Source organism: Edaphobacter sp., from assembly GCF_035763405.1.
Lineage (GTDB): Bacteria > Acidobacteriota > Terriglobia > Terriglobales > Acidobacteriaceae > Edaphobacter.
In genome coordinates, this window is sequence record NZ_DASUBE010000147.1 from 1 (window position 1) to 13,605 (window position 13,605).

The 13,605-nt window shown below is 60.9% G+C and carries 8 protein-coding genes; 4 read left to right on the forward strand and 4 right to left on the reverse strand.

Annotation, left to right across the window (positions count from 1 at the left end):
* Nucleotides 1-1,030, reverse strand: a 1,030-nt coding sequence (locus VFU66_RS13810; protein WP_326446848.1) for a TonB-dependent receptor, incomplete at its 3' end; no start/stop codon positions are given.
* Between the two features lie 393 nt (nt 1,031-1,423).
* On the opposite strand from VFU66_RS13810, the gene VFU66_RS13815 reads away from it, so the two are divergent.
* Nucleotides 1,424-2,983, forward strand: coding sequence for a DUF5060 domain-containing protein (locus VFU66_RS13815; protein WP_326446849.1), 1,560 nt, complete (start codon nt 1,424-1,426; stop codon nt 2,981-2,983).
* A 427-nt stretch (nt 2,984-3,410) separates the two neighbouring features.
* On the forward strand, nt 3,411-6,104 hold the full coding sequence (locus VFU66_RS13820) for a hypothetical protein (RefSeq protein WP_326446850.1): 2,694 nt from the start codon (nt 3,411-3,413) through the stop codon (nt 6,102-6,104).
* Nucleotides 6,105-6,128: 24 nt separating this feature from the next.
* On the opposite strand, the gene pdxR is transcribed toward VFU66_RS13820, so the two are convergent.
* Complete coding sequence (pdxR, locus tag VFU66_RS13825) at nt 6,129-7,583, reverse strand: MocR-like pyridoxine biosynthesis transcription factor PdxR (RefSeq protein ID WP_326446851.1); 1,455 nt, start codon at nt 7,581-7,583, stop codon at nt 6,129-6,131.
* A gap of 241 nt (nt 7,584-7,824) precedes the next feature.
* Here pdxR and VFU66_RS13830 point away from each other — a divergent pair, with 241 nt between their 5' ends.
* Entirely contained in the window at nt 7,825-8,655 is an 831-nt protein-coding gene (locus VFU66_RS13830) for a hypothetical protein (protein WP_326446852.1), read from the forward strand.
* Nucleotides 8,656-9,314: 659 nt separating this feature from the next.
* Here VFU66_RS13830 and VFU66_RS13835 read toward each other — a convergent pair.
* Nucleotides 9,315-10,568, reverse strand: coding sequence for an MFS transporter (locus VFU66_RS13835; RefSeq protein WP_326446853.1), 1,254 nt, complete (start codon nt 10,566-10,568; stop codon nt 9,315-9,317).
* Nucleotides 10,565-11,245: an aspartate/glutamate racemase family protein gene (locus VFU66_RS13840; protein WP_326446854.1), complete on the reverse strand. Its 681-nt coding sequence runs from the start codon at nt 11,243-11,245 to the stop codon at nt 10,565-10,567. Before VFU66_RS13840 ends, VFU66_RS13835 begins: the two co-directional genes overlap by 4 nt.
* 286 nt (nt 11,246-11,531) lie before the next feature.
* Between VFU66_RS13840 and VFU66_RS13845 the strand changes: the two genes are divergently transcribed.
* Nucleotides 11,532-13,595, forward strand: a complete 2,064-nt coding sequence (locus VFU66_RS13845) for a beta-galactosidase (RefSeq protein WP_326446855.1) — start codon at nt 11,532-11,534, stop codon at nt 13,593-13,595.
* The last annotated feature ends 10 nt before the right edge of the window (nt 13,596-13,605 follow it).

Consider the following 13,605-nt stretch of genomic DNA (forward strand, 5'->3'; position numbering starts at 1 on the left):
TCGAACCCAACGCCAGCAGCGCCGAGAAATCTCCATTCCGCTCTGCCTGCGTCGGAACGCTCGCAATCGTTGTGGCCGGCAGTGAACCGATATACCCCTCGAACGCATAAAAGAAGAACAACTTGTCGCGCCCGTTGAAGAGATGCGGAATCCGTACCGGCCCGCCGATCGTCACCCCATATTGGTTGTAGTGCGTTGACGGGACCGTCGAACCCTTGGGCTGAAAGTGAGGCAGCGCCGAAAACGCCGAACCGTAGTAATACTCCGAAAGGCTCCCGTGATACTGGTTCGTTCCGCTCTTGGTCGTGATGTTGACCGTGCCGCCCGAGGTGTCCCCAGTCGAAGCATCCGACGAAAACTCATCCACGCGGATCGCGTCCACCGAATCCAGTTGCGGGCTGTATCCCGCCAGACGGCTGCTGTCCTGCATATTCGGAACGCCATTGATCAGCAGTTCATTGGACGACGAGTTGCCGCCGCCCATGGAAAAATCGTCGGCCGCGCTATTGTCAAAGGGCCGCGTCTGCGACTGCGAATGCTTTCCCTTGGCCACCACCCCATATTCATTGCGGGCAAACCCCAGCGGCGACCGCCCGTTGCTCGGCAAGTCGGCGACCTCATCGGAGGTCAGTACCTGGCCCGTCGAAGCCGTAGCCGTGTCCACCAGCGGGGCCTCCGCCGATACTGTGATCGACTGGCTTGCCTCGCCTATCTCAAGCGTCACATTCTCTGTCACGGTCTGCTGCGTCTGGAGCGTGATGCCTGTATGCACAAAGCTCTTGAACCCCGGAGACGTGACCGAGACCTCATACGGCCCGGGCACAAGGAACGGCACCGTATAGTCACCGACACCGTTGGAAAAGAGAGTGACCTTCGCTCCCGAATCCGTGTTCGTTACTACAATCCGGGCATGGGGAACAATCGCCCCCGTACTGTCCGTCACACGACCTGTCAACGTCGAGCGCGTCTCCTGACCAAACGACATCACGCTCAACATCACCAGCGCAATCAGCAACGAAATGCGTTTCATACGGCACCCCATCAAGTCACCTGCACACATAATTCTTCCTGGGAATAGAAAATTGGTCGGACTTCACCGATTGCCCCAAAACATAGCCAGACAGCCCACCGCTGTCAAGCACGAATTTAGAAATTATTTTCCAAATCGACACATCCATCCCGGATAACTTTCAGAGAATTCATCGCCCCACTCCAAACCCGACCAAAACGCACCGGCCCATGCCGCAGTGCGCGAATCCCTGTGTTTCCCTCAAGTCATTGCTGTTCCGGCATTCAGAACGCCCTTGTCTCGATTGCTCAAACCCGCCTCAACCTTTCGTTTTTGCACAATAATTTCCAAATCTATTTGACACTCGCAGGAGACATTGATAGAACTGCCTCAAAGTCAAGGACAACCACCGATATGCACCGCAGAGACCTGCTCAAACTGGGCGCAGCCACCCTCGCCACCGGCCTCACTCCCGCCCTCGCCGCCACAGCCACCGAACCCTCTTCCGCTTCAGTCGAGCAGTGGGGCCTCTTTGAGATCACTCTCCCAGGCCCCACCACCGGCAACCCCTACAAAGAAGTCGTCCTCACCGCCACCTTCACCCTCGAACACCGCACCGTCCATGTCACCGGCTTCTACGACGGCGACGGCACCTACCGCATCCGCTTCATGCCCGACGCCACAGGCCGATGGACCTACACCACCGCCTCATCCTCCCCACAGCTCGCAGGAAAATCCGGCGCGTTCACCTGCACCACGCCCACCACGCCCGGCAACCACGGCCCCGTCATTGTGCGGCACGAGTACCACTTCCAGTACGCCGACGGCACGCCCTACTTCCCCTTCGGCACCACCACCTACGCCTACCTCTTCACCTCCGACGACAACGCACGTCTCGCCCTCGAAGGCATGAAGCCGCACTTCAACAAGACCCGCGCCTGCGTCCTTCCCAAACCGCTCGGCGGCGACAAAGAACAACAGATCCTTCCCTTCCCCCGAGCCAACGGCGTCAACGACCTCACCCGCTTCAATCCCGCCTACTTCCAGCTCCTCGAAAAGCGCCTGCTCGCGCTCCAGCGCGCCAACATCCAGGCCGACGTCATCCTCTTCCATCCCTACGACGCCTGGGGCTACAAGTCCATGCCCGACGAAGCCGACGACTTCTACCTCCGCTACGCCATCGCCCGCCTTTCCGCATTTCGGAACGTCTGGTGGTCTATCGCCAACGAGTACGACCTCGTCAAATCCAAAACCATGTCCGACTGGGACCGCTTCTTCCGCATCACCGTCGCCGAGGACCCCTACTCGCACCTCCGCTCCATCCACCACTCCGGCCCCATCTACGACAACTCCAAGCCCTGGGTCACGCACGCCAGCCTCCAGCGTTACGACTTCGAGAACACCGCCGAGCGCCGCCTCGCCTGGCGCAAGCCCATCATCTACGACGAGATGCAGTACGAAGGCGACATCGACCGCCGCTGGGGCAACCTCTCCGGCGAAGAGATGCTCCGCCGCGTCTGGATGGCCATCGTCAACGGGGCCTACGGCAGCCACGGCGAAGTCTTCTTCTCCGCAACCGGCGAAGCCTCATCCGCCGATGCCGGCCAGCTCCGCGGCGACTCCCCCGCACGCATCGCCTTCCTGCACTCACTCGTCGAAAAGCTCACCACCACCGGCCTCAACGCGCCCGAGTCCCCGTACTACCTCAACGCCGGCACGCCCGGCCAGCTCTACCTCTACTACTTCGACTACCACCGCCCCTCGCGCTATGACTTCCCGCTACCCACCACAGCCAACTTCCGCGCCACGCTCATCGATCCGTGGAACATGACCACCACACCCGTACCCGGCACGCACTCCGGAAAATCACGCATCCAGCTCCCGAACAAACCCTATCAAGCGATCGTCTTCGAGAAAATCTCCGACAACCACAACAAAAACACCGAAGCCGCCAAACCCGAAGTCCTCGATTAGGCGATCATGCCAACAACAATGATCGAAGATGATGCGGAGAAGAAGATGTTGCTGAAAAGAAGATGTCGCTGAAAAGAAGATGATCCTGAGAAGAAGATGATGCGGAGAAGAAGATGTCGCTGAAAAGAAGATGATCCTGAAAAGAAGATGTTGCGGAGAATCTGTCTTGCTTAAGGGCACGGCTTCAGCCGTGCCGCAAACATCCACTGATGAATTGGGCTTTAGCCCCAGAGGTACGGTTTTAGCACGATTCCTACGCCGAAATGATCGTTCAGCGCCACAACTCCAAAGGCCCGACACATAGCACCCGCCGCAATCTCGATGCTCTTATGAGATTGTCATCCTGAGCGCAGGCGGCGCTTTTGCCGCCGAAGTCGAAGGACCTGCGGTTCTCTTCGATCTCCACCACCAAGACCATGAGCCTCACATGAAATCCATCCTCGCCATCGCCCTCGCATTCCTCACCGCCTCCGCCCAGGCCACCCCGCGCGTCATCACCTCGGCACACGCCACACCACGCGAGCAATACGCCGCCACCCGCCTGCGTGCCGCCGTAGTCAACATCCCCACCCACGAAACCATCCTCCTCGCGCAACGCCACGACCCACTCATCGCCCCATACGACAAGCAAATCCCCGACTTCTGGCCCAACGCCGAAGAGGCCTTCCTCCTCCGCCGCATCGGCAACACCATCATCGTCACCGGCTACGACGCCTCCGGCACACTCTACGGCGCGCTCGAACTAGAGAACCGGATCGAATCCCAGAAAAAAATACCCGAGCAGCTCGACGACGAAGACCACCCCCAACTCAAACTCCGAGGCGTCGCCATCGGCATGCAAAAACCCTCCATCACCTACGAGGGCGCCGAGTACGACTATCCCTACACCCCGAAAGACTTCCCCTTCTTCTACGACAAAGTCTGGTGGACCCACTATCTCGACTACCTCGTCCAGAACCGCTATAACGCACTCTTCCTCTGGAACGGCCACCCCTTCACGTCCTTACTCAAGCTCCCCAAATATCCCGAAGCGCAGGAGCTTCCCACCGCGCAGCTTGAGCAGAACATCGCCATGTTCCGCTGGCTCACCGCCGAAGCCGACAAGCGCGGCATCTGGGTCCTGCAGGGCTTCTATAACATCCATCTCTCGCACGCCTTCGCCCGCGCGCACAAACTGCCCTACCATCTCTCCGCGCCCTCGCCGCTCGCAACCGAATACACCCGCTACTGCATCGCCCAGTTCATCGAACAGTACCCGCACGTCGGCATCTTCATGACGCTCGGCGAAGCCATGGGCCCGCACTACGGCCCCCAGTGGATGACCTCGGCCATCATCCCCGGCGTCAAAGACGGCATAGCCGCACTCGCCAAACGCGAAGGCCACGCCGTACCCGAGCCGCCCATCATCGTCCGCGCCCATGCCACCGACATTCAGGACGTCATGGCCGCCGCCCACCCCCTCTACTCCAACATCGACACCATGTGGAAGTGGAACGGCGAGTCGCTCACCTGGACCAACATCCGCGGCCCCGTCCGCGCGCGCTTCCAGGACCTCGTCGCCGGCTCCAACGTCACCATCGCCAACATCCACCTGCTCTCCAACCTCGAACCCTTCCGCTGGGGCGACCCCGACTTCATCCGCGAGACCGAGCACAACTTCATCCGCATCGGCATCGGCGGCCTCCATCTCTACCCACTCCGCTACTGGGACTGGCCCTTCTCCGCCGACAACACCACGCCGCGCCTCCAGCAAACCGACCGTGACTGGATCTGGTACGAAGCCTGGGCCCGCTACGCATGGAACCCCGAACGAAACCCGCAAACCGAACGCACCTACTGGATCACCCGCTTCGCCCAACGCTTCGGCAATGACAATGCGGGAGAACATCTCCTCAACGCCTACGAGCTCTCCGGCATCTGCGCGCCCAAACTTCTCCCGCGCATCGGCATCACCGAAGGCAATCGCGAAGTCTTCTCCCTTGGCATGACGATGCCGCAGCTCATCGACGCCGCCCGCTTCAGCCCAGCCGAAACCCTCTGGACCGGCGATGCCCCTCCCGGCGAGCGCCTCACCGACTACGTCGCCAACGAGGTCGCGCACAAACCCCACCACGGCGAAACCCCGATAGGCGTAGCCGCCGAAGTAGCCGCAAGCAGCGCCAAAGCCGTCGAAGAAGCCGAAGCCGCCGCACCCGGCATCACCCGCAATCAGGCCGAGTACCAGCGCATCGTCAACGACACGAAATCCATCGCCGCGCTCATGGCCTTCTACAACGCCAAAACGCAGGCTGCGGCGTTAGTCATGCAGTACGGCTACGACCACAACACGGCCGACCTCGAAAAAGCAGAACCACTCCTCGCACAATCCGTAGCCCACTTCAAAGACCTCGTAGCCCTCACCGATACCACCTACCTCGACGCCGCCGCCATGCACACCAGCCAGCGCCGCATCCCCGTCACCGGCGGCCCCTCGACCGAACACTTCCGAGACCTGCTCCCCGTCTACGAAAAAGAACTAGCCATCTTCCAATCCCGCCTCAAATCGCTCAATCAGAACAACAATTCAAAATCAACCACAGACACCCACGCACCCCAGCCTTCGCAGTCTCACCTCGACCGCCGGGATGAACAACCTCACCCACTCCCCGAAGTCCCCTTCACCCTCGCCCCCGGAGCAGGCGAACTCTTCACCGTCTCCCCCGGCCAACCCCTCTACACCGACAACGCAAACGCCACCATCGCCACCGTCTCCTCCGCACTCGACGGCCTCCACGGAATCCGCGTCTCCACGCGCCAGGAGCAGCCACTCCACTTCACTCTCTCCGCGCCCGCACAGATCCTCGTCGGCTTCTTCAAATCCAGCTCACACAAAGCCCTCAACGTCAGCCCCGCCACCGAACAGTGGAACCTCGTCATGCCGAACGCAATCATCCCCTCCGGCGGCAAGAGCCTTCCCGTCTCCGTCTGGGCCAAACCACTGCCCGCCGGCCGCAACGACCTCGACCTCGGCAAAGGAGCCTACATCGTCCTCGGCTTCGTCCCCGAAGACGCACACATCCCCTTCACCCCCGCCACCATTCCCGGCCAGCCTCCCAACCTCGACTGGCTCTTCGAAAACTAGTGCCCCGCGTCTGAAGCCGTCCGGCTAGCTCAATGCCTTCGCAAGTCGAATCAGCCCTTGCCGTATCGCAACCTCGTCGAACCCGCCGAAGCCCAGCAGCAACGCATGCGGATCAGGACCTCTCAGCATGCATCGATCCGCGCCAAGAACCTCAATCCCCTGCGCCTCTGCCAGCAGCTCCGCCTGCCGTGAGGACATCTCATTCCTGAGATACCCGATCGTATAGAGGCCCGCTCTCACCGGAGAGATCTCAAGCAGCCCATCCAGATATCGCCTGGCGCCCTCCATCAATGTCGTGAGGCGCTCCCCATACATATGGCGCATCCTCCGCAGATGCCGCGCCATATGCCCATCCGCAATGAAGTCGCACAGCACCGCCTGGTCAAACGACGAATTCCGGAAATCCGTGCGGGCGCGAAAACTCAGGAAGAAATCAACCAGCGGCGCAGGCAACACCACGTAACCCACGCGCAAGGCTGGAAACAGCGTCTTGCTGAACGTTCCGATGAAGATGACGCTTGAGTGATTGTCGAGGCTTTGCAGCGCCGGCACCGGCGGTCCTTCAAACCTGTACTCGCTGTCATAGTCATCTTCAATCACAAAAGCCCCGGCACGGGAGGCCCAGCCAAGCAGGGCCATCCTTCGCTCCAGCGACATCGTCACCCCCAGCGGAAATTGATGAGCAGGCGTGACATACGCTCCCCTCGCATCGGGATACGTCTTCATCCCGGCGGAAACTGACAGCCCTTCCTCGTCCACGGGCACAGCAATGGTCCTGGCTCCGGCGTGGTCAAACGCGATTCTAGCCCCGAAATATCCAGGGTCCTCCATCCATATCGGGTCGCCCTTTTTCAAGAGCAGCCGCGCCAGCAGGTCGAGCGCCTGTTGTATTCCCGAAACGATCACAACCTGCTCCGCCGTGCATCGCACCCCGCGCGACGCGCTCAGATACTCAGCGATTGCCTCGCGCAAAGGCCCGTACCCGCGCCGGTCAGCCTCCTTCTTCAACCACGACCCGAAACGACGTGCCCGCTTTGCCGCTATACGCCCCCAGACCTCCGCCGGGAATTCATCAATCGCCGGGACCCCGATCCGAAACGGACGAGGCCCCGCCACAAATGCCTGGTCCATCCAGGGCTGCGGCCGTTTATACCCCGCCATGGCGTGCCGAATATATGCCGGCGTGATCGCTGCATGACGTGCAGGCCGCGGTGACTCCACACGATTGACCCACGTGCCGAATCCGATCCGCGAGCTGACATATCCCTCGTCCTGCAAGCGCTCCAGAACCGTCACAACCGTGCCCCGGGAGAGCCCATACTGGCTGGCAAAATCTCTGGATGCCGGCAGTCTCGCACCCGGCGCAAGCCGGCCTTCCAGAATGGCCGTGCGCAGTTCGCCATACAGCCAGTTGGTCAGCGTCTGATGGCGAGGACGGCTCTTGAGCGTGAGTTCGAATGAGCTGACGACTTTAGGCATCTCAAATTGGTCCAGAATATTTGTCGAAAATGGCTCTTTTCGATGTACCACTGCCGCCATACTATCAGTTCAGAAGCCGAGCAACGCACGCATCGTCAATGGATTCCGGCGTTTCGTCGCCGTTCTCTCAGGTGCGGTTCCCCTTGCCTGTCATGCCCCGGGGGATCTGCGTCTTGCCCGGTTGCCACGGCTACATCTTCTTGAGGAGAAGAACCACATGCGGCTTATGGAAAATCGACAGATGAAAGTTGGAGTCTGGTTCTATGGCCTGGGCACTGTTCTTGCCGGCATTCTGGATATCGCCTGGGGTGCATTCGATGCTTCCCATCAGCCCATCCAGTCCCTGGGCAGCCATCTTCCCGGGCAACACATCCTTGCCTACGTCGCGGGCGTCTGGCTGGTCGCGGCCGGTCTTGCAATCCTCCGGCAGCGCACCGCAAGGATCGGCACCGCCGCGTGCGGCATCATCTACCTGATGATTGCGGCACTCTGGCTGCCCCGCTACTACACCGGAATCCATGCGCACGGCTGGCAAATCGGCGTCCTCGTCGGCGCCACCTTCGGTCTCGCTCAACAGCTCATGCTGATCGCTCCGGCGGTCATCCTCTACACCTCCGCCGCCTCCCCGAATTCCCCGTCGCAAAAAAGAGCAGCTCTCGCCGCACGCTGGATGCTCGGCCTGCCTCCTGCCTTCTTTGGCTTCGCTCACCTCATCGGTCTTAGCGTCTTCGCGCGCTTCGTCCCGCACTGGATGCCGTTTGCATATTTCTGGGCCATGTTCACCGGAATCGCCTTCTTCCTGGCAGGTGTCGCCATTTGCTCGGGAATCAAGGACATCCTCGCCGCCCGGCTTCTCGCACTGATGCTGTTGCTCTTCGAGGTCCTCGTAGAAATACCTCCTGTCTTCAGCCATGCGCACAGTCAGGCGGCATGGGCCGCCGCCGTGTACAACCTGGCCGCCATCGGGGCATGTCTGATATTCGCCGCGTTTCTCCTCAGCCGCGCAGATCCGGAACGCATCGCTCCCGCAGAACACATCGCCCTGTCACCCACCGGTCCCGTGGTTGCCTGATCGTGCTTCGCAGCCCCACAAAAAAACTCGCCCTGCGCTCTCTTCGCCAGGAGCGCAGGGCTTTAGAGGGTGCTGAAAAAGTCAGTTTTGCTTAAGGGCACGGCTTCAGCCGTGCCGCTAACGCTGCAAAATCAACGCGGCTTTAGAGGGTGCTGAAAAAGTCAGTTTTGCTTAAGGGCACGGCTTCAGCCGTGCCGCTAACGCTGCAGAATCAACGCGGCTTTAGCCGCTGAGGTACGCTTTCTTCCCGGCGAGATACTTTTTCATTCATCACCCTCTTTAGCCCCGGGCCTTCCTTCCCAACCCATCCACAAAAATCTCCAAACCATGGCGGTCGAGTTTCACCAACCCTCTATACTTAAAATAGAGATCGAAAAAGCCCACGCTTCTGGCATGAACCGTGCGCCGATACCCCAAACCTAACCCCGTTAGAACAGGTATTTTGCATAAAAATAGGGGGGGGTACCAGGCGCATCGACCTTGTGCAGGGTGCAACTCGCTGATTGACCAATGAATTGTCATCCTGAGCGAAGCCTCTCGCGGCTTTATCGCGAGAGGCGCAGTCGAAGGACCTGCGGTTTGTACCCTGGCCAATTTGCGTTCGCGCCAAAAACAGCACATCACGGCTTCATTGACGTCACTCTCTATGTCGATACAGCCTAAGCAGGACGCGAGACCCGCAGGTCGTCCTGCAACCCCTGCGTGCAATCGACCCGCGCGAATAGCACGGCAGCCACCAGCACCATCCCGGCAATCGCCCGGACGGGCAGGTTGTAGTCCCCGGTCATCCCCACCAGATAGCCGAAGGCCACCGTGCAGACCCAGCCGCCCAGGTTCCCGGCCGTGTTCATCATCCCGGTCGCTGTCCCGCCAAACTGTCCGCCCAAACTCATGCACATTGCCCAGGCGGCAGGCAGCATCAGGTCCATCACTCCGAACCCGGCAGTAGCCAGCGCCACAATCGCTCTATGGTCCCGGACCAGCGACATCGCCAGCAGAATCCCCGCCGTCGCCACCAGACAGATCGCAGTGATCCACCGATACGAACTACGCCGCCCGAACCGCTCCACCATCCGCTCGCCCATCGCGCCGCCCGCCAGGTTTCCTGCAATCCCCATCACGAAAGGAAACGAAGCGAACACGCCCATCTGAGCCACCGAAAACCCAGCCCCCCGCACCAGCCAGGTCGTGAACCACCCAAAGTAAAACCAGCTCCCGAATGCATAGCAGAAATATGCAGCGATAATCAGCCACAGATGCGGCAGCCGGACCAGCCTCGCCCACGGCACCGCCGCCCGCTCGCAGTCCACCGACCCAATCTCGACCAGCTCGCCGGACGTAATGCCATCCATCTCTTCAGGAGAATCCCGAAACCACCACCGCCAAATCACCGCCCACACAATCCCCACCGCGCCCAGCAGCCAGAAGATGGCCCGCCATCCGAACCGTGCCGCGAACGGCACCAGCGTGAGCGGAGCCAGCGCGCCGCCCAGCCGACTCGCCGCCCACACAAAACCCTGCGCCTGAGCGTGCTCCCGCTTCGGAAACCACCGCGAGATCACGCCCGCCGCATTTGGATAGGCTCCCGCAGCCCCCACGCCAAACAAAAACCTCGATGCGGCAATCTGCCAGAAGCTCCTGCACCACCCTGTCACCGCCGTGAAGACCGACCACCACGAAACGATGCGCGTCAGCTCCAGCCGCTGCCCGTGCCGATCGCCGAAGGCACCGGATGGAATCTCGAATACAGCATTCGCCAGAACGTACGCACTCAGCACCCAGCCCCACTGCTCCGGCGAGAGTCGCAGGTCCGCGCGGATTCCCGACGCGGCGACAGGAATCGCCAGCCGATCCACGAACGTAATCACCGAGACGCAGCACAGCAGTCCCAGCACGCCATGCCGCTTCTTCAAGCCGTTGCTCCCGCAAGCTCCATCAGAATCTCGCGCGCCCTCTGCACCGAAAGCTCCGGGCTTGAGAGCACCGGCATCTTCAGCGACCCCGCAGGCATCGCATGAACCACCCGCGCCATCGACGCCTGCGCCAGCACCACCGCATCGACCCCGCGCATCTCGTCCATCAGTGCCGATCCTACGATCCGGTCGTGAGTGGCCGTGTCGCCCGTCAGCATCGCCTCGAACGCTCCGTCGCAAAGACACTCCACCAATTCGATCTTACGACCCACGACCGCAGCCTTTTCCCGCAGCAGCGCCGCCGTCGGCTCCAGTGTCGTGCGCAGCGTGGCCATGACGCCCAGCCGCTTCCCGGTCCGCACAGCCGCCTCCGCCATCGCTTCATCTACACGAATCACCGGAAAGTCGAAGATCTGCTGCGCCAGCGTGACCGCCTCACCAATCGACGAGCAAGTCACCATGACAGCGTCCGCCCCGGCCATGCCGGCCGATTCGATCATGCGGAGCATCCGCCGCACCGTCACCCTCCGCACCTCGCCCGCGCGGATCGTGTCGCGGATGAGGCTTTCGTCCACCATGTGGAACACCTCCACGTCCGGCATCTGCGCCGTGCAGAGCTCTCCGAACATCGATGTCAGGACCGGGCTGGTGTGAATCAACGCTAGCGTCTGTGCCACAAGGTCTCCTCTGGGCTGGTTGATTGCAGCATGAAAGGGCCTGCGAGCAACCAGACATGCTCTTCTACTCGCCCATCGCTGCTTAGTAAAGCACAGGCAGCAGTGCGTCCGAAACCTGCTGAGTCGATGTTATTTTGCGTTGTTGGATAATCCGCATAGTGGAACTTTAGCGTGCATGTCAAGAAAGGAGTCATGCTCTGCTTCGCCTGGGAATAACAATGGAGTGAGCGCGGTCTTCGGATGCAGGAAAGGCCGTTTCAGTTTCCGGAAGAACGAGGTCGCTTTTTTGTCGCAACTCACTCTGCGCATCACATGCCTCTTCATCGCGCTGTTTGCCGTATGCGCTCTCGCCAGCGCGCAGCCTACGCCTTATGTCACGCCACATGCTCCCCTGCTTGGCGCGGCATGGTATCCCGAGCAGTGGCCAGAGTCGCGCTGGGACGCCGACCTCCAGCTCATGCAGGACGCGCACATGAATGTCGTGCGCGTCGGCGAGTTCGCCTGGTCAACCGAAGAACCTGCGGAGGGGCATTACGATCTGGACTGGCTGGAACGCGCGATTGCGCTGGCCGCCAAACATCACATCGCTGTCGTCATTGGCACGCCGACCGACGCTCCGCCTGCCTGGCTCACGTCGAAGTATCCCGATACGCTGGGCACCGACGCCAATGGCCGCGTGCGCCAGCATGGCAACCGCAGACAGTTTTCATACTCAAGCCCGCACTATCGCCGCTTCTGCGAACTCATCGTCGCGCAACTTGCAAAACGATTCGGCCACAACCCCAACGTCATCGGCTGGCAGATCGGCAACGAGTACACCGATGAGTCCTTCGACGCCGCGACGCGCAAGCAGTTTCAGGAGTTCCTTAAGGCGAAGTACAAGACGCTCGATCATCTCAATCGCCGCTGGACCACGGCGTACTGGTCTCAGACCTACACGGCATGGGACCAGATTCCGCTGGTGAACGCAGGCGGTAATCCCGGCCTTCTGCTCGACCACAAACACTTCGTCACTGCGACGTGGCGCAGCTTTCAACAGGACCAGATCAAGGTGCTGCGCGACTACATCTCGCCTGCGCAGTTCGTCACCACAAACATTGGCGGTCTCGGCTGGAGCGACAACTGGGACCACTACCGCATGACCGAAGACCTGAACCTCGCCAGTTGGGACGAGTACGTTGGCGAAGGCCACCTGAAGGTTGCGAAGGAAGCGATGATGAACGACTTCGTTCGTGGCTGGAAGCGGCAGAACTTCTGGGTGATGGAGACCGAGCCCGGCTCCGTCAACTGGGCGCCGATCAACAACGCGCTCGACCGCGGAGAGACGCGCGCGCTGGCATGGCAGGCCGTCGGCCACGGCGCGGACGCGATTCTCTACTGGCAATGGCGAAGCGCGCTGAACGGGCAGGAGCAGTATCACGGAGCCATCGTTGGTCCCGACGGCACGCCGCTCCCGATCTATGCGGAGATTCAGCATCTGGGCGCTGACTTCGCAGCGGCGAGCCGCGTCCTCGCAGGCACAACGCCACACTCGCAGGTGGCGCTGATCGACACCTACGACAGCCGCTGGGCCATCGACTTCCAGCCGCACACGAAACTGTACGATCAGCAGCAGGTGCTGCTCGACTTCTATCGCCCGCTTGAGTCGATTGCTCAGTCGGTAGACATCGTGGAAGCAACTGCCGATCTCGGCCAATACAAATTAGTGGTTGCTCCCGATCTCAACGTCATCGATGAGCCACTCGCTGCACATCTGCTCGCGTATGTACGCGCGGGCGGACATCTGATGCTCGGCCCACGCTCCGGCATGAAGGACCAATACAACGCGCTCAATATGGAGCGCCAGCCCGGTCCGCTGGCCAAGGCGCTTGGAGGGCGCGTGGAGCAGTTCTACGCGCTTGAGTCTCCCATCCCCGTCGGTAGTGGCATGGCAAGCATCTGGGCCGAACAGCTTTCGACGGCCAGCTCCGACACGAAGGTTGATCTGCGCTACGGAAAGTCCAACGGCTGGCTCGATGGCAAGCCCGCGATGATCACGCGCGCCGTGGGTAAGGGAAGCATCACTTACCTCGGCACAATTCCAGATTCGGCGCTGATGCGCTCCATCATGCAGTCGGTCGCTACCAGCTTGGGTGTTGCATCAATTTGGGGGGCCGTTCCCGAAGACGTGGAGATTTGCCGGCGTGTCGGTCGCGACCACGTTGCCTATATCCTCATCAATCACGGCAAGACGCAGGAGCAAGTGCACCTTCCGAGGGTTATGCATGACGTGATTACCAACAAAGACCTCGGCTCGGCCACGCTCGAGCCACACGGCGTGGCAGTGTTCACTGTGGAGAACGAGCAATAAAAATGCGCAC

Excerpts from the sequence above, each read along its gene's own strand:
- VFU66_RS13815 (WP_326446849.1), top strand. The coding sequence starts at position 1,424 with ATGCACCGCAGAGACCTGCTCAAACTGGGCGCAGCCACCCTCGCCACC.
- VFU66_RS13820 (WP_326446850.1), top strand. The coding sequence starts at position 3,411 with ATGAAATCCATCCTCGCCATCGCCCTCGCATTCCTCACCGCCTCCGCC.
- pdxR (WP_326446851.1), bottom strand. The coding sequence starts at position 7,583 with ATGCCTAAAGTCGTCAGCTCATTCGAACTCACGCTCAAGAGCCGTCCT.
- VFU66_RS13830 (WP_326446852.1), top strand. The coding sequence starts at position 7,825 with ATGAAAGTTGGAGTCTGGTTCTATGGCCTGGGCACTGTTCTTGCCGGC.